14 protein-coding genes are annotated in these 17,015 nt (G+C 54.4%); 3 read left to right on the top strand and 11 right to left on the bottom strand.

What is annotated here, in order from left to right; all coding sequences use genetic code 11:
* Positions 1–28 precede the first annotated feature (28 nt).
* Both serA and rpiA read right to left on the bottom strand, forming a co-directional pair.
* A complete protein-coding gene (serA, locus tag DDT56_RS08460) occupies positions 29–1,258 on the bottom strand; it encodes a phosphoglycerate dehydrogenase (protein ID WP_136166017.1) in 1,230 nt (409 codons plus the stop codon).
* A 297-nt stretch (positions 1,259–1,555) separates the two neighbouring features.
* Entirely contained in the window at positions 1,556–2,212 is a 657-nt protein-coding gene (gene rpiA / locus DDT56_RS08455) for a ribose-5-phosphate isomerase RpiA (RefSeq protein ID WP_040342857.1), read from the bottom strand.
* A 202-nt stretch (positions 2,213–2,414) separates the two neighbouring features.
* Here rpiA and DDT56_RS08450 point away from each other — a divergent pair, with 202 nt between their 5' ends.
* Entirely contained in the window at positions 2,415–3,308 is an 894-nt protein-coding gene (locus DDT56_RS08450) for a LysR family transcriptional regulator ArgP (protein WP_136166016.1), read from the top strand.
* A gap of 11 nt (positions 3,309–3,319) precedes the next feature.
* Here the strand turns inward: DDT56_RS08450 and DDT56_RS08445 are convergent, their stop codons facing one another.
* The 8 genes from DDT56_RS08445 to tkt form a co-directional block, all read right to left on the bottom strand.
* Positions 3,320–4,042 carry an oxidative stress defense protein gene (locus DDT56_RS08445; RefSeq protein ID WP_210416999.1) on the bottom strand — a complete coding sequence of 241 codons (723 nt, stop codon included), beginning with the start codon at positions 4,040–4,042 and terminating at the stop codon, positions 3,320–3,322.
* Positions 4,043–4,198: 156 nt separating this feature from the next.
* The gene (gene argO, locus DDT56_RS08440; RefSeq protein WP_136166014.1) at positions 4,199–4,813 is read right to left on the bottom strand and encodes an arginine exporter ArgO; all 615 of its coding nucleotides are present in this window, start codon (positions 4,811–4,813) and stop codon (positions 4,199–4,201) included.
* Between the two features lie 127 nt (positions 4,814–4,940).
* Entirely contained in the window at positions 4,941–5,561 is a 621-nt protein-coding gene (locus DDT56_RS08435; RefSeq protein ID WP_136166013.1) for a hypothetical protein, read from the bottom strand.
* Positions 5,562–5,729: 168 nt separating this feature from the next.
* Positions 5,730–6,584, bottom strand: coding sequence for a small-conductance mechanosensitive channel MscS (gene mscS, locus DDT56_RS08430; protein ID WP_136166012.1), 855 nt, complete (start codon positions 6,582–6,584; stop codon positions 5,730–5,732).
* A 135-nt stretch (positions 6,585–6,719) separates the two neighbouring features.
* Entirely contained in the window at positions 6,720–7,796 is a 1,077-nt protein-coding gene (fbaA, locus tag DDT56_RS08425) for a class II fructose-bisphosphate aldolase (RefSeq protein ID WP_136166011.1), read from the bottom strand.
* A 125-nt stretch (positions 7,797–7,921) separates the two neighbouring features.
* Entirely contained in the window at positions 7,922–9,085 is a 1,164-nt protein-coding gene (gene pgk / locus DDT56_RS08420) for a phosphoglycerate kinase (protein ID WP_136166010.1), read from the bottom strand.
* A 72-nt stretch (positions 9,086–9,157) separates the two neighbouring features.
* Positions 9,158–10,174 (bottom strand): erythrose-4-phosphate dehydrogenase, encoded by a 1,017-nt coding sequence (epd, locus tag DDT56_RS08415; protein WP_136166009.1) that lies wholly within the window; start codon positions 10,172–10,174, stop codon positions 9,158–9,160.
* A gap of 346 nt (positions 10,175–10,520) precedes the next feature.
* The gene (gene tkt, locus DDT56_RS08410; protein WP_136166008.1) at positions 10,521–12,515 is read right to left on the bottom strand and encodes a transketolase; all 1,995 of its coding nucleotides are present in this window, start codon (positions 12,513–12,515) and stop codon (positions 10,521–10,523) included.
* Between the two features lie 371 nt (positions 12,516–12,886).
* Here tkt and loiP point away from each other — a divergent pair, with 371 nt between their 5' ends.
* Entirely contained in the window at positions 12,887–13,639 is a 753-nt protein-coding gene (gene loiP / locus DDT56_RS08405; protein WP_136166007.1) for a metalloprotease LoiP, read from the top strand.
* 644 nt (positions 13,640–14,283) lie between these two features.
* A complete protein-coding gene (locus DDT56_RS08400) occupies positions 14,284–14,907 on the top strand; it encodes a LuxR C-terminal-related transcriptional regulator (RefSeq protein ID WP_210416998.1) in 624 nt (207 codons plus the stop codon).
* Positions 14,908–14,945: 38 nt separating this feature from the next.
* Here the strand turns inward: DDT56_RS08400 and speA are convergent, their stop codons facing one another.
* The gene (gene speA / locus DDT56_RS08395) at positions 14,946–16,925 is read right to left on the bottom strand and encodes a biosynthetic arginine decarboxylase (RefSeq protein WP_136166006.1); all 1,980 of its coding nucleotides are present in this window, start codon (positions 16,923–16,925) and stop codon (positions 14,946–14,948) included.
* Positions 16,926–17,015: the final 90 nt, after the last annotated feature.

Here is a 17,015-nt window from a genome sequence, read left to right as displayed (position 1 = left end):
AGACAGCTTTGTCGGCAAACTAAACTTATCAGTACAACAGACGGGCGCGGATAGTGCCGGGTATCGCCTTCATCAATTGCAACGCCGTGTGCGCGCAGTCAGTTTCAACATCAATCACCACATAACCAATCTCCGCGCTGGTTTGCAAATACTGCGCCGCGATATTGATGCCCTGTTCGGCAAAAATCTGGTTAATCTTGGTGATAACGCCAGGGCGATTTTCATGAATGTGCAGCAGGCGGGCGCGTTCGCCATGAACGGGCAGCGAAACCTCAGGAAAGTTGACCGCGGACAGCGTGGAGCCATTGTCCGAATATTTAGCCAGCTTTCCGGCGACTTCGTCACCGATATTTTCCTGAGCTTCCTGCGTTGAACCACCAATATGCGGCGTCAGCAACACGTTATCAAACTCGCATAGCGGTGACAGGAACGGCTCGCTGTTGGATGCCGGCTCTTGCGGGAAGACGTCGATCGCCGCGCCGACGATATGCTTGCTGGTCAACGCCTCGGACAGCGCGGCGATATCAACCACCGTACCGCGCGACGCGTTAATCAGAATCGAACCCGGCTTCATCAGCGCCAGCTCTTCGGCCCCCATCATATTCTGGGTGCTTTCCGTTTCCGGCACGTGCAGGCTGACCACATCGCTCATATTCAGCAGATCGGAAAGATGGCGAACCTGCTGGGCATTCCCCAGCGGGAGCTTACTTTCGATATCATAGAAATAAACGTGCATACCCAGGCTTTCCGCCAGAATGCCCAGCTGCGTACCGATATGGCCGTAGCCGATGATGCCCAGCTTCTTGCCGCGCGCCTCATAGGAGCCGACGGCCAGCTTGTGCCAGACGCCGCGGTGCGCTTTGGCATTCGCCGCCGGAATGCCGCGCAGCAGCAGCAGCATTTCGCCGAGCACCATCTCAGCTACCGAGCGGGTATTGGAAAAAGGCGCGTTGAATACCGGAATACCGCGTTTTGTCGCCGACGGCAGTTCAACCTGATTGGTACCGATACAAAAACAGCCGACCGCAATCAGTTTTTCAGCGGCGGCGAAAACGTCTTCCGTCAGGTGCGTACGCGAGCGAATACCGACGAAATGCGCGTCGCGGATGGAGGCCTTCAACGCTTCCGGCTCCAGTGCGCCTTTGTGATATTCGATGTTGGTGTAACCCGCGGCACGCAGATTTTCCAGCGCGCTCTGATGCACGCCTTCAACGAACAGAAACTTAATCTTATCTTTTTCTAATGATACCTTTGCCATTTCCCGACCTTATTTTCAGACTTCAGATGCGGCAGTTTGCTAAACAGCCTCTGCCAACATAACAAAAATTACGCCGTCTTCAATACAAACGATTGCCTCCCTCGTACCGCTCGTGGGAGGAGCGCTCGACATTTCCGGCAAAAAATATGGCTAAATAGACACATCGCCATATCGACGACAAATAAAATAAGAAAAAGTGATATTAAGTGCCAAAAATGAGCTGTTGACGACAAATGCATTTTTATACAAAAAATTTTCAGGCGCGGCAATCCGCCCACGCCCGGCACGGCGGGAGCGTTACCTGACCGTTTTCACCCCCGTCGAGGTACCGACCAGCGCCACATCCGCGCCGCGGTTGGCGAACAGCCCTACGGTGACGACGCCGGCAATGCCGTTAATGTGATTCTCAACGGCAACCGCATCCATAATGTTCAGGTTGTGAACATCGAGGATAATATTGCCGTTGTCGGTCACCACGCCCTGACGATATTCCGGCTGTCCGCCCATCTTGGCCAGTTCACGCGCCACGTAAGCCCTGGCCATCGGGATCACCTCAACCGGCAGCGGAAATTTACCCAGCACGTCAACCTGTTTTGACTCATCGACAATGCAGATAAACTGACGGGCGATGGCGGCAATGATTTTTTCCCGGGTCAGCGCCGCGCCGCCGCCCTTTATCATCTGCATGTGCCCGTTGATCTCGTCCGCGCCGTCGACGTACACATCCAGGGAATCCACCTCGTTACAGTCAAAAACCGGGATCCCCAGGCTTTTCAGTTTGGCCGTCGAGGCATCGGAGCTGGATACCGCGCCGGTAATCTGCTGTTTGATCGACCCCAGCGCATCGATAAAATGCGCGGCGGTCGAACCGGTTCCCACCCCAACAATGGTATCGGGGCGAACGTAATCAAGCGCCGCCCAGCCAACTGCTTTTTTCAGTTCATCCTGTGTCATAGTCTGTTTCAGGCCCATAGCTACGAAAGTACGAAAACGTGTGCGTATTATAGAACACCCGTGCGGGGAAATGGCGTAAATTCCCCCCGCCGTCGGCGCATTATTTTATCGACGCCGCAGGTATATAAGATTTCTGCATGGGAAAGCGCAAAATGTGGCATAGTGAAAAAAACAGATTTCGTTCAGAGGAATTTTGACTTTCATGAAACGCCCGGACTATCGAACGCTTCAGGCTTTGGACGCCGTTATCCGCGAACGGGGTTTTGAACGCGCCGCGCAGAAGTTATGCATCACGCAATCGGCGGTATCCCAGCGCATCAAGCAACTCGAAAATCTGTTCGGTCAGCCGTTGTTAGTCAGGACCATTCCTCCCCGCCCCACAGAGCAAGGGCAGAAACTGTTGGCGCTGCTGCATCAGGTCGAGCTGCTGGAAGAAGAGTGGCTGGGTAATGAAGCCAGCAGCGATATTCCGCTGCTGCTTTCGCTGGCGATCAACGCCGACAGTCTGGCGACCTGGCTGCTGCCGGCCCTGCAGCCGGTGCTGGCGGACTCGCCCATCCGGCTCAACCTGCAGGTGGAGGACGAAACCCGGACCCAGGAAAGATTACGCCGCGGCGAAGTGGTGGGCGCGGTGAGTATTCAGCCGCAGCCGCTGCCAAGCTGTCTGGTGGATAAACTGGGCGCCCTGGACTACCTGTTTGTCGCCTCACCCGCTTTCGCCGCCCGCTATTTTCCCAACGGCGTGACGCGCTCGGCGCTGCTGCGCGCGCCGGCGGTGGCATTCGATCATCTCGATGATATGCATCAGGCATTCCTGCAGCAAAACTTCGACTTATCCCCCGGCAGCGTACCCTGCCATATCGTGAACTCTTCAGAAGCCTTCGTGCAGCTGGCCCGCCAGGGCACCACCTGTTGTATGATCCCGCATCTGCAAATCGAGAAAGAGCTGGCCGACAACGAACTGATTGATCTGACGCCGGGGCTGTTTCAGCGCCGTATGCTCTACTGGCACCGCTTCGCCCCGGAAAGCAGGATGATGAGAAAGGTTACCGATGCCCTGCTGGCGCACGGACATCAGGTGCTACGACAGTCTTAAACGTCGTTCGCTTACGGATTACGCTGCAGTTCAAACACCACATCGACCTGATCGTCAAAATGGATGGTTTGCTGTTCATAGGTTTGCGCCGCTTCGCTTTGAGTCGCCACATCCGCCGTTTTAAACATCCGGGCCACCGGCATCGGCTGATAGTTGGCGACGTGGTAGCGAATACTGTAAATCGGTCCGAGCTTGGCGTTAAATCCCTGAGCCAGGGATTGCGCCTGACTGGTCGCCTGCTCAATGGCCTTTTTGCGCGCCTCGTCGCGGTAGGTATCCGGATTGGCCACCCCCAGATCGACGGTGCGGATTTCATTCAGACCGGACTTCAGCGCGCCATCCAGCAGCTCATTCAGCTTATCCAGCTGGCGCAGCGTCACCTCGACCTGACGCACCGCGCGATACCCCTTCAGCACCGAACCGCCGGTCTTCTGGTAATCATATTCGGGTTGGGTGCGTAAGTTGGCCGCATTGATATCTTTCTTTTCAATGCCGTTTTTCCCCAGAAAATCAAAATACTGGGCGACACGGGCATCAACCTGCTTTTTCGCATCCGCGGCATCTTTGGACGACACGCTGACTTCAATCGCCAGACGGGCGATATCCGGCGTGGCATCAACGCTGGAGGTGCCCGACGTCACAATATGCGGGCCGTCCGGCAATTCCGCGGCCAGCCCGACAGCCGGGGCGCTTAAACCGACCATAGCGGCCAATGCCAATACTTTTAGCTTCACAATGTCTCCTTTATTGATATTTCGTCGCTGAGACGGCCGCCTGAACGGCTTACCGTCGTCTGTTTTTCACCGCGGCGGTAAACGAGTAACATACCGCACGGCCGACACAACAAAATATAGGTGAATTTCCGAAACCGGGGAGTAAAGCCGGGAAATTTATTGCCAGCCGAAGCGCGCCAACTGGCAGGCAATCCCCCACATCACCACGCCGACGAACAGGTTAATCACCCGCTGCGCGCGCGGCGTATTCAGCCACGGAGCCAGCCAGGCCGCCAGCAGCGCCAGAGCAAAAAACCACAGGAAAGACGCGGTGATGGTTCCCAGCGCAAACCAGCCGCGGGCGCCATCGGCAAACTGGTTGCCCAAACTGCCCAGCACCACAAAGGTATCCAGATAGACATGCGGATTGAGCCAGGTGACGGCCAGCAAGGTCACCATAATACGCCCGCGGCTCTGCTTCATCACCGCGCTTTCGACCCGCGCCACATCCTTGCTGAATGCCGTCTTGAACGCGCCCCAGCCGTACCACAGCAGAAAAGCGACGCCGCTCCAGGTCACCAGCCCCATCAGTAATGAAGACCGGCTGAGCAGCGCGCTGCCGCCGAAGACGCCCGCGCAAATCAGCACCACGTCGCTGAGCGCGCACAGGAGCGCAATCATCAGGTGATATTGCCGCCTAATCCCCTGATTCATGACAAACGCATTCTGCGGGCCCAGGGGCAGAATCATTGCCGCGCCAAGAATAAATCCCTGTAGATACACCGCCAACATCACAGTCTCCCTGCAACAATCATGATTGAGATGAGCGGCAGTTTATGGAGCGCTTTATATTAATGGAAATTTAAATTCCTAATAATACATTAGCGAGTCTAATAGTGAGTCGAAAATATTAACCTTCTCAGGGATCGCGGGGCGGGAAAACGGAAGACTCACGCTCCTTCTTCTGGAGAAGAAAGGTGATAAAAAACAGCAAAAGCATAAACGGCAGCTCGTACAGTTCTTCCATCATATTTTTATACCGTTCGTCATACACGAACAGAAATGCCAACAGGCGCTGATGCTCTATGGCGTCGGAAATCAGAAAACAGCCCACCATCAGCCCGATATCCCAAACGGGCAGGGGTTCCGTTTGCAAACGCCGGATGATTTCACGCCTGATAGAGGGAAGTAAAAGCATCAGCAGGGGAATGCCTATCAGCACGACGGATATCGCCCGGAAATAGATCCTCGGCTCATCCGGCAGATAATTGCGCCCCCAGTTGATGCCGCGGCCAAAAAGCACCAGCCACAGGCTGATGCTCCATAACCAGAAAATACGCTTATCTCTCTCGCAGCGTAGCGGTTTGATGTAAAACCAGGTGAATATCGCCCCGAACAATAGCCAAAAAGACTGGAATAACTCAATGGCATCAAGCAGTTCCTGGCTGGCGGGAAGGACACGCTGTCCGATATATGGCAGAAACAGGGCAAAAAGAAAAATGACGACCGTATGAAAATACGGCGTGCGGTCTAGCTTCATTGTCGGTATCAAATAAAAGGAAAAAATGAGATGGGCTACGATAGAACAAAAGCGGAATATTATCTTCACCTTTAAAGCGATTATGTCGCGTAGCGCGCTTTATCGGGATGGGTATTGCGGCAGGAGCGTTATCCGGGAATGGCATTCCCGGATAACTCAGCCAATACGTCAGTTCGCGCCTTGCCGCTCGGCGTTATACAGATGCACATCCATCTGCGGATAAGGGATGCCGATACGATTTTCGTCCAGCGCCCGCTTGAAGCTCTCCAGCAGATCCCAGTACACCGCCTGCGCGTCGCCGTTGGTGGTCCACACCCACACCACAAAATTCAGCGAGGACGCCGCCAGTTCATTCAGCCGAATGGTCACGCCTTTATCGTGCTGGATACGTTTATCGGCCGCCACAATATCGCCCAGCAGCTTTTTCACCAGCTCGATATCCGCATCATAGGCCACGCCGACAACGATCTCGGTGCGCCGATCGGGCTCACGCGAGCTGTTGATGATATTCCCGGCGATGATCTTGCCGTTCGGCACAACGATAATCTTGCCGTCGGCGGTACGCAGCGTGGTGGAGAAAATCTGCACCTGCGTCACCGTGCCGGCGATGCCGCCCAGATCGACCCACTCGCCCACCCGGAAAGGCCGGAAAGTCACCAGCAGCACGCCGGCCGCAAAGTTCGCCAACGACCCTTGCAGGGCCAAACCAACGGCCAAACCCGCCGCACCCAGCACCGCGATGACCGATGCCGTTTGTACGCCGACCCGGCTCAATACGGCAATCAGCGTAAACGCGATAATGCCGTAGCGCACCAGCGCCGCAAGGAAATCGGCCACCGTCGAGTCAATAGAACGGCTCACCAACAGGCGATTCAGCGTTCCGGACAGAATTCGGGCGATAACCAGACCGACAACCAGGATCAGTAACGCGGCGACGATATTAACCACGTACTGCAACAAGATATCCTGGTGGCTGACCAGCCAGCCGGTCGCCTGTTCTACACCAACGTTCAGTTCTTCCATTTAATTACTCCTGTTTCTTGCGCTCTCTGACCGAGCATCACTTTCACACCAAAAGCCGCAATCTGCGGCGAAATCTGTACCTATAAAATTAAGGCTCCCGTAGGAGCCTTAGCGATAAACCTTTAAGAATCTTAGTTAAAGAACGTCAATCGCGTTCAGTTCTTTAAAGGCTTTTTCTAAACGCGCAACCATTGTGGCCTGCGCGGCACGCAGCCATGCGCGCGGATCGTAGTATTTCTTGTTCGGCTTCTCGGCGCCTTCCGGGTTGCCCAACTGAGCCTGCAGATACCCTTCGTTTTTCTTGTAGTACTGCAGAATACCTTCCCAGGTCGCCCACTGGGTATCGGTGTCGATATTCATCTTGACGACGCCGTAACCCACCGCTTCTTCAATTTCCGCGGCAGAAGAGCCGGAACCGCCGTGGAACACGAAGTTCAAGCTGTTGTGCGGCAGGTTGTATTTTTCAGAGACGTAATCCTGCGAGTTACGCAGAATTTTTGGCGTCAGCTGAACGTTGCCCGGTTTGTAAACGCCGTGCACGTTGCCGAACGACGCGGCGATGGTGAAGCGCGGGCTGATGGCGTTCAGTTTTTCATAGGCATAAGCCACGTCTTCCGGCTGAGTGTACAGCGCGGAGTTATCCAGATGGCTGTTGTCCACGCCATCTTCTTCGCCGCCGGTACAGCCGAGTTCAATCTCCAGCGTCATACCCAGTTTCGCCATGCGAGTCAGATATTTGCTAGAGATTTCAATATTTTCTTCCAGAGACTCTTCAGACAGATCGATCATATGGGAAGAGAACAGCGGCTTACCGGTAGCGGCAAAATGTTTTTCACCGGCATCCAGCAGCCCGTCCAACCACGGCAGCAATTTCTTGGCGCAGTGGTCGGTGTGCAGAATAACCGGCACGCCGTAGTGCTCCGCCAGTTGATGCACGTGGTGCGCGCCTGAAATCGCACCCAGAATAGCCGCCTGCTGGCCTTCCGCCTTCAGGCCTTTGCCAGCGATAAACGCCGCACCGCCGTTAGAGAATTGAACGATCACCGGCGCGCGTACTTTGGCTGCGGCTTCCAGCACGGCATTAATCGAGTCGGTACCGACGCAGTTTACTGCCGGCAGGGCGAATTTGTTTTCTTTCGCTACTGCGAAAACTTTCTGAACGTCATCACCAGTGATGACACCAGGTTTTACGAAATCAAAAATTTTAGACATGTTACGTGTCCCGTTTCGTTGGCCGTGGGGGGTTAAAAAAAATCGATCGTTACATCGATAGCCGTCCCGACACCACTGACGGGACAGCCAGGGTTGAGGCAGTGAACTGCGCTCAACCTAAAGCATTACTGTTTCGCACGTTCTTCCAGCATAACAACCGCTGGCAGTTTTTTCCCTTCAACGAACTCCAGGAAAGCGCCGCCGCCGGTAGAAATATAGGAAATTTTGTCAGCAATACCAAACAGGTCGATGGCCGCCAGCGTGTCGCCGCCGCCGGCGATGGAAAATGCATCGCTTTCGGCAATGGCTTTGGCGACAATCTCGGTGCCTTTACGGAAATTCGGGAATTCAAATACGCCGACCGGGCCATTCCACAGAATGGTTTTGGCGTTTTTCAGAATGTCCGCCAGACGTTCTGCGGAAACGTCGCCCAGGTCCAGAATCTGTTCATCGTCTTTAATCGCGGTGACGGATTTCAGGGTTGCGGCGGCGGTTTCGGAGAATTCGGTCGCTACGCGGACATCGCTCGGAACCGGGATATCACAGGTTTCCAGCAATTTTTTCGCTTCGGGGATCAGGTCCGCTTCGTACAGGGATTTACCCACGTTATGACCTTGGGCCGCAACGAAAGTATTGGCGATACCGCCGCCGACAATCAGCTGGTCGGCGATTTTGGACAGGGAGTCAAGCACGGTCAGCTTGGTGGAGACTTTTGAACCGCCGACGATGGCCACCATCGGACGCGCCGGGTTACCCAGCGCTTTGCCTAACGCTTCCAGTTCATTTGACAGCAGCGGGCCGGCGCAGGCGACGGGGGCGAATTTACCCACGCCGTGGGTGGAAGCCTGAGCGCGGTGCGCGGTGCCGAAGGCGTCCATCACAAATACGTCGCACAGGGCGGCATATTTTTTGGCCAGCACTTCGTCGTCTTTCTTCTCGCCTTTGTTGAAGCGTACGTTTTCCAGAACGATCAGTTCGCCTTCAGCAACGTCTACCCCATCGAGATAGTCTTTTGCCAGACGTACCGGGGAAGACAATTTCTCTTTCAGGTAATTGACCACCGGCAGCAGAGAAAACTCTTCGTTGTATTCTCCTTCGGTCGGACGTCCCAGGTGGGAAGTCACCATCACGCGGGCACCCTGTTTCAGCGCGCTTTCGATGGTCGGCAGAGAAGCGCGGATACGCGCATCAGACGTCACTTTACCTTCTTTTACCGGCACGTTCAGATCCGCGCGGATCAGTACACGTTTGCCGGCCAGATCCAGATCGGTCATCTTAATTACAGACATGGTGAATCCTCTTGTTGATTCTCTTTTAAAGTTGCTTGAGCGAGGTATCGATCGCCGACCAATACCGTCGTACTAGAAACCGCAGGTTGCCATCGCCCGGGTTGTATCCAACATCCGGTTGGCAAAACCCCATTCGTTATCGCACCAGACCAGCGTTTTAATCAGATGCTGACCGCTGACCCGCGTCTGCGTGCCATCAACGATGGCACTGTGCGGATCGTGGTTAAAATCGGCCGAAACCAACGGCAATTCGGTATAATCAACTATACCACGAAATGCCTCATGCGCTGATTTTTGAAATAATGCATTGATTTCATTAACATTTACCGCTTTCTTCACGCTAACGCTTAAATCAATCGCCGTGACGTTAATCGTCGGCACCCGAACGGATATCGCCTCAAAACGATCGACGAACTGCGGGAAAATCCGCGTGATCCCCACCGCCAGTTTGGTATCCACCGGAATAATGGACTGGCTGGCGGCGCGGGTACGCCGCAGATCGTGATGATAGGCGTCAATCACCGGCTGATCGTTCATCGACGAGTGGATCGTCGTTACCGTGCCATTTTCAATACCAAAGGCGTCATCCAACAGTTTAATGATGGGAATAATGCAGTTGGTGGTGCATGAGGCATTGGAAACGATGCGGTGTTCGGATTTTAAATTTTGATGGTTAACGCCAAATACCACGGTGGCATCCAGATCGGCCGTTCCGGGGTGCGAAAAAAGCACCTTCTTCGCTCCCGCGGCCAGATGCGCTTCGCCGTCTTCGCGGCTGCCATATACTCCGCTGCAATCCAGCACCACGTCAACGCCGAGCTCGCGCCAGGGCAACTGCTGGATATCGGCCTGATGCAATAGTCGGATACAATCCTCTCCGACATACAGTTGATCGCATTCCTGACGAACATCCCAGGAGAAACGTCCGTGGCTGGAGTCATACTTGAGCAGGTGGGCGATCCCCTCCGCGCTGGCCAGTTCGTTGATGGCTACCACCGAAATCTCCGCCCGGCGGCCCGACTCATACAGCGCACGCAGAACATTGCGGCCAATTCGGCCAAAACCGTTTATCGCAATACGGATCGTCATGGAACTCCCTGTGTCTTGGTGGTCGCGTCAAGCTCATAGGATAGTCAGTCCGCCACAAGGAATAAACCGCTTCTTGTGCTTCCCGACCATCCGCGCCGCTTGCCTCTGGAAGATGTCCCGGCAGCGGCTAATGAAGTGCGACCAACATCACAACTGAAACGCTTCAGCTAGCATAAACGAATTAGCCTGCAAAAGAAATATTCTCACTCGGCGGGTGCCAGAAGAGTGACGCACGTCATATTTCTCGGGCTGGAAGATAGTGATGACGGGCGGGGGGGATAGTCCGTAAAAAAAGCCGCCAGATCGCTCTGGCGGCTCAGATGGCGGCTATCCGCCGGTGCGGAATTTACTGCAACAACGCTTTAGCCTTCGCCACCACGTTATCCACGGTGAAACCGAACTCTTCAAACAGCAGCTCTGCCGGAGCGGACTCGCCGAAGCTCGTCATCCCGACAATCGCGCCGTTCAGGCCGACATACTTGTACCAGTAGTCCGCGATGCCCGCTTCGATCGCCACGCGCGCCGTCACCGCCTGCGGCAGCACCGCTTCACGGTAGGCCGCATCCTGCTTGTCGAACGCATCGGTGGACGGCATCGATACCACGCGCACCTTGCGTCCTTCCGCCGTCAGTTTGTCATAGGCGCCCACCGCCAGTTCGACTTCGGAACCGGTGGCAATCAGGATCACCTCCGGCTGGCCGCCGCTGTCTTTCAGCACATAGGCGCCTTTCGCCACATCGGCCAGCTGCTGGGCGGTGCGCTCCTGCTGAGCCAGATTCTGGCGCGACAGTATCAACGCCGTCGGGCCGTCCTGACGTTCAATGGCATATTTCCACGCCACCGCGGTTTCCACCTGATCCGCCGGACGCCAGACGCTCAGGTTGGGCGTCACCCGCAGGCTGGCCAACTGCTCAACGGGCTGGTGAGTCGGCCCGTCTTCGCCAAGACCGATGGAGTCATGGGTATAGACGTAAATGCTGCGGATTTTCATCAGCGCCGCCATGCGCACCGCGTTACGGGCGTATTCCACAAACATCAGGAACGTGGCGGTATAGGGAATAAAGCCGCCGTGCAGCGCGATGCCGTTGGCAATCGCCGTCATGCCGAATTCACGCACGCCGTAGTGGATATAGTTGCCGGCATGGTCTTTATCCAGCGATTTGGAGCCGGACCAGATGGTCAGGTTGCTCGGCGCCAGATCGGCGGAGCCGCCGAGGAATTCCGGCAGCAGTTTACCGTAGGCTTCCAGCGCGTTCTGCGAGGCTTTACGGCTGGCGATCTTCGCCGGGGTCGCCTGCAACTGCTCAATGAACTTCTGCGCGTCGGCCTGCCAGTTATCCGGCAGGGCGCCGTCGGTACGGCGCTTGAATTCCGCGGCCAGCTCCGGGTAAGCGCTGGCATAGGCGGCAAAGAGCTCATCCCAAGCGGCTTCTTTACGCTGACCGGCGGCTTTCGCATCCCACTCGGCGTAAATCTCCGCGGGAATGTCAAACGGCGGGTACTTCCACCCCAGCTGTTCGCGGGACGCGGCGACTTCGCCGTCGCCCAGCGGCGCGCCGTGGGAATCGTGCGTGCCGGCCTTGTTCGGCGAACCGAAACCAATCACGGTTTTACACATCAGCAGCGACGGCTTGTCGGTCACCAGCCGGGCCTCGCTGATCGCGCGCTTGACGGCCTCCGCATCGTGTCCGTCCACGCCGCGTACCACATGCCAGCCGTAAGACTCAAAACGCGCGGCGGTGTCGTCGGTAAACCAGCCCTCGACATGGCCGTCGATAGAGATGCCGTTGTCATCATAAAACGCGGTCAGTTTGCCCAGTTTCATGTTGCCCGCCAGCGAGCTGACTTCGTGGGAAATCCCTTCCATCATGCAGCCATCGCCCAGGAAGACATAGGTATGATGGTCGACAATCTCGTGGCCGGGGCGGTTAAACTGCGCCGCCAGCGTACGTTCGGCAATCGCCATGCCGACCGCGTTGGCGATGCCCTGCCCCAGCGGCCCGGTGGTGGTTTCCACCCCGGCGGTGTAGCCGTACTCCGGATGACCGGGGGTTTTGGAATGCAGCTGACGGAAATTTTTCAACTCGTCGATGGGCAGATCGTAACCGGTTAGGTGCAGCAGGCTGTAAATCAGCATGGAGGCATGGCCGTTGGACAGCACGAAGCGGTCGCGGTTAGCCCAGTGCGGGTTGGCGGGGTTATGGTTAAGGTAATCACGCCACAGGACTTCGGCGATATCCGCCATACCCATCGGTGCGCCCGGATGACCGGATTTGGCCTTTTGCACCGCATCCATGCTCAGCGCACGAATAGCATTGGCAAGTTCTTTACGAGAGGACATGCTTTACTCCAGATCGGATTGAACAGATGCCTTGACAGGCATATGGTATACTAATCAATACGTTAGCTAATAAAGACAAAGAAAAGATGACTATAAATGTACATTAAAATCAAGGTGAATGCACTTGGAACCGTGAGCAAAAAAGAGGATTTCATCTCATTTTTCCGACCAGGCGGATAGCCGGCAATAACGGCGGTTATCGGGCGCCATAGCGGCCATGTGGAGAATACTCGTCGTAACGCGGATCTTTTTATAAACGCAGTTTTCGGTTATGTTCATGCTCGCTTATCGTTAACGCCATATAATCCGCGCGACGATTCGCCGTTACTCATCGCTAATTCACTTAATGACTATCGTAGGGAGATGATTTTATGAATATTCGTACCTCCGTGCTGGCGCTCTGTATCGCCACATCGCTGAGCGGTTGCCAAAACCTTGACACCAGTACGTTAATGCAGTCCGGCGCCCAGGCCTTTCAGGCGGCTACCCTGAGTGATGAACAGGTAAAAACGCTCAGCAATCAATCCTGCGAGCAAATGGACAAAGAAGCCCAAATCGCGCCCGCCGGCAGCACCTACACCAAGCGTCTGAATAAAATTGCCGATGCGTTAGGCCACGATATTGACGGCACCCCGGCCAACTACAAGGTCTACCAGACAAAAGATGTGAACGCCTGGGCGATGGCTAACGGCTGCATCCGCGTATACAGCGGCCTGATGGATTTGATGACGGATAATGAAGTCGAGGGCGTTCTGGGCCATGAAATGGGGCACGTCGCGCTTGGCCACTCCCGCAAGGCGATGCAGCTGGCTTACGCGGCGACGGCGGCGCGTACGGCTATCTCTTCAACCGGCGGCGTCGCCGCCTCGTTGTCACAGTCCCAGCTTGCCGATCTGGGTGAAAAACTGGTCAATGCGCAATTCTCGCAGTCACAGGAAAAGCAGGCCGATGACTATTCCTTTGAGCTGTTGAAAAAACGCGGCATCAAAACCGAAGGGCTGGCGACCAGTTTTGAGAAACTGGCCAAGCTGGATGCCGGACATCAAAGCAGCATGTTTGATTCACATCCCCCGTCGGAAGAGCGGGCCAAACATATTCGTGAACGCATTGCCGCTGAAAAGTAATGATTACGAATTTTAATAATTAGTCGTTGAAAACGATTTATTCGTCCGGCGCCTGACACATTCAGGCGCCTTAATGAAATCCGGTCCATGTTTCCCAGCCGCGGAACTGAAATCAGGCAAAATTAGCGTTTTTTCAGCGGCCGCCGTTAATTATTGTTACCCTGCGGCAGCATTTTTTGCCTTTTCCTTAAGATTAAAATCTTGATACTTATTTTAATGCTATGCGGTTATATAGCCTGCTGAAAAGCAGGGTAGTCAATTCGCCACAGGATTGCCGGCGGCGATAGCACATTAATTGATAGAAAACACCAATCAAATAAATTGATTCAATAGTTATTAATATCAATTAATCTATTCAGCTCTTCGCTTTCAACGGGCTAAATTGATGTATTTTAAAGATAGCAATGATTTTACAAATCAAGCATACTATATGCTCATGGGTATAATCGGCTTTTACCAATATAATCATAACGATATAAATCAAACGTTTTGCCATTCCACGTTTTTCAAGCTATTCATTGCATTAAAGATTTAAAACCACTTTAGAGTAACATTTTTTTTACGGTTGAGTGACACGGGCAGCATCAATAACCACTGTTGGTTTATGTTCTTCTTAAAAAATAAACTCTTATGTGCTAAAAATCATGGATGTCAGAATTTTCAGCAAATGCCATTTTACCATCGTAGGCTTACGAGAGGTCCTATCCCGCTCCCCTATGCTATATGTAAGGCCTGCTTATAGGTTTACCCTGCCTCACGCAAGAACGAGCGGTATTTTTATCATTGACGGCAGCAGCGAAGGGTTCGAAGAATATTATGAGTCAGTAAGAACCTCTTTTTACAAGACCGCCTCGTTATTCATTATCATCAATAACTCCCCTTATCATCCTCCGGTGTGTATTGATGAAAAAACCATGCTTATTTCTAAATCATCACCGATAGATTTCTTTTATAAACTGCTGGACTTTATCCAGCCCCAGAACCCGCATTTTCTCAATCCTGTCAGACTTTCCAAATCAGAGCAGGCTGTTTTTCAATATTGGACTTCCGGCTATACCGCGGAATCAATTTCAGAAATTATCGGGCTAAATAAAAAATCGGTATTGAACAGTAAATCAAGATTACTGAATAAATACGGCGTGCAGGATAAGAACTCGTTACTGCTTATCGCCAAAATTCTCTTCAGAGACGGCATCGCGGAGCAGCCGTCTTACTTACCTGAATCAACACCAAATATTACCGTTATGGGTTCGCTGGCATTAAGGTGAAAAGGATGTGCATAAGCACATCCCCTGCCGACAAGCCGCTATTCGTCTTCCAGATAGGTATAGCCGTAAAGACCGGTTTCAAACTCTTCCAGGAACTGCGCCTGAAGGTCCGCATCCAGTTCGGTGGCTTTTACCTGATCGCGGAAACGGGCCATCAAGACTTCCGGATCGAGCTGAACATATTCCAACATGTCGGCAACCGTATTCCCTTCGTCCGACTCCTCAATCTCAACCGAGCCATCCTGGAAAACGAATACGTCGACCGTGGCGGTGTCGCCAAACAGGTTATGCATATTCCCCAGAATTTCCTGGTAAGCGCCGACCATAAAGAAACCCAGTAACGGCGGATTATCGGGATCGTACGGCGGCATCGGCATCGTCGTCGCAATACCGTCGCCATCCACGTAATGATCGATGGAGCCGTCCGAATCACAGGTAATGTCCAGCAGTACGGCGCGGCGCTCGGGCGGTTTATCCAGCCCTTCCAGCGGCATGACCGGGAACAGCTGATCGATGCCCCACGCATCCGGCATCGACTGGAACAGCGAGAAATTGACGTACAGCTTGTCGGCCATGCGCTCCTGCAGCTCATCGATAATAGGCCGGTGGGCGCGATTACTGGGGTCCAACTGCCGCTGAATGTCCTGACAGATGCTCAGATAAAGCTGTTCCGCTTTCGCCCGCTGGGTTAAGTCCAGCATGCCGTGCGTATACTGGGTATGCACATCGTGCAGGTCCATCTGGCTGTCATGCAGCCACTCGCGCAGCGAACGGCGCTTGCCCGGCTGTTTGATTTCCTGCCAGGTCGACCACAGGCTTTCCAGCGCGCGCGGAGCGTCTGCATCCGGCGCCGTAGGTTCGCTGAACTCATTGCGCTCCACGCCGATAATATTGGAAACCAATACCGTGTGGTGCGCCGTCACCGCGCGGCCCGACTCGGTGATAACCGTCGGGTGGGGCAAGCCATGCTCATTGCAGGCGTCGCCGATGCCCCAGATAACATTGTTGGCATATTCATTCAGACCGTAGTTCACCGAGCAGTCCGATTGGGAACGGGTGCCTTCATAATCCACCCCCAGACCGCCGCCGACGTCGAAGCACTGGATATTGACTCCCAGCTTGTGCAGCTCAACGTAGAAACGGGCGGACTCGCGCACCCCGGTGGCGATATCGCGAATATTGGCCAACTGCGAGCCGAGGTGGAAATGCAGCAGCTGCAGGCTATCCAACCGTCCCACCGCGCGCAGCGTTTCAACCAATTGCAGCACCTGAACCGCCGCCAGACCGAATTTGGATTTTTCGCCGCCGCTGGACTGCCATTTGCCGGATCCTTGCGAAGCCAGGCGGGCACGAACGCCGAGACGAGGCACCACGTTCAGGCGCTCGGCCTCTTCCAGCACCAGCTTAATCTCGGACATTTTTTCAATGACCAGGTAAACCTTGTGCCCCAGCTTTTCGCCGATCAGCGCCAGACGGATATACTCGCGGTCTTTATAACCGTTACAGACGATCACCGTACGCGTCATTCCCGCGTGCCCCAGCACCGCCATCAACTCCGCCTTCGAGCCCGCCTCCAGCCCCATCGGTTCGCCCGAATTGACCAGCGACTCGATCACGCGGCGGTGCTGATTGACTTTGATGGGGTAGACCAGAAAGTAGCCGCCCTGGTAGCCAAAGGCTTCGCGCGCCCGTTTAAACGCCCCATTAATGGAGCGCAGACGGTGCTGAAGAATTTGCGGAAAACAGAACAGCGCGGGCAGGCGCTGATGGTTCTCCTCCTGCAGATCTTTAACCAGCATGGCCAGATCGACGCGGGCTTCCGGCACATCCGGATCCGGACAGACGCTGATATGCCCCAGCTCGTTGACGTCGTAATAATTATTGCCCCACCAGGCAATATTATAGGTACGAAGCATTTCGCTGGCATTGCGGTCATTCATGGCAACCTCCTGCATGGAGCGCAAATTTTCATGTTTACCCGTCGCTGACGAGCCGTGATGAATCATGTCGTCAGACATAACGAACCTCTATTAGTGTAAAACACGTTGTCAGACTCCGTGGTCCGGGTCAGTGAAACTGGTTGTGAAAAATCACCGGGAAATCATTGC

The organism is Brenneria corticis (assembly GCF_003115855.1).
Classification (GTDB): Bacteria; Pseudomonadota; Gammaproteobacteria; order Enterobacterales; family Enterobacteriaceae; genus Brenneria; species Brenneria corticis.
This window is presented reverse-complemented; position numbering and strand designations above follow the sequence as displayed.

Bases quoted from the DNA above. Each gene is read 5' to 3' on its own strand.
- DDT56_RS08450 (WP_136166016.1), top strand. From the start codon at position 2,415: ATGAAACGCCCGGACTATCGAACGCTTCAGGCTTTGGACGCCGTTATC.
- fbaA (WP_136166011.1), bottom strand. From the start codon at position 7,796: ATGTCTAAAATTTTTGATTTCGTAAAACCTGGTGTCATCACTGGTGAT.
- serA (WP_136166017.1), bottom strand. From the start codon at position 1,258: ATGGCAAAGGTATCATTAGAAAAAGATAAGATTAAGTTTCTGTTCGTT.
- speA (WP_136166006.1), bottom strand. From the start codon at position 16,925: ATGTCTGACGACATGATTCATCACGGCTCGTCAGCGACGGGTAAACAT.
- argO (WP_136166014.1), bottom strand. From the start codon at position 4,813: ATGTTGGCGGTGTATCTACAGGGATTTATTCTTGGCGCGGCAATGATT.
- pgk (WP_136166010.1), bottom strand. From the start codon at position 9,085: ATGTCTGTAATTAAGATGACCGATCTGGATCTGGCCGGCAAACGTGTA.
- epd (WP_136166009.1), bottom strand. From the start codon at position 10,174: ATGACGATCCGTATTGCGATAAACGGTTTTGGCCGAATTGGCCGCAAT.
- DDT56_RS08400 (WP_210416998.1), top strand. From the start codon at position 14,284: ATGGATGTCAGAATTTTCAGCAAATGCCATTTTACCATCGTAGGCTTA.
- loiP (WP_136166007.1), top strand. From the start codon at position 12,887: ATGAATATTCGTACCTCCGTGCTGGCGCTCTGTATCGCCACATCGCTG.
- mscS (WP_136166012.1), bottom strand. From the start codon at position 6,584: ATGGAAGAACTGAACGTTGGTGTAGAACAGGCGACCGGCTGGCTGGTC.
- DDT56_RS08435 (WP_136166013.1), bottom strand. From the start codon at position 5,561: ATGAAGCTAGACCGCACGCCGTATTTTCATACGGTCGTCATTTTTCTT.
- rpiA (WP_040342857.1), bottom strand. From the start codon at position 2,212: ATGACACAGGATGAACTGAAAAAAGCAGTTGGCTGGGCGGCGCTTGAT.
- tkt (WP_136166008.1), bottom strand. From the start codon at position 12,515: ATGTCCTCTCGTAAAGAACTTGCCAATGCTATTCGTGCGCTGAGCATG.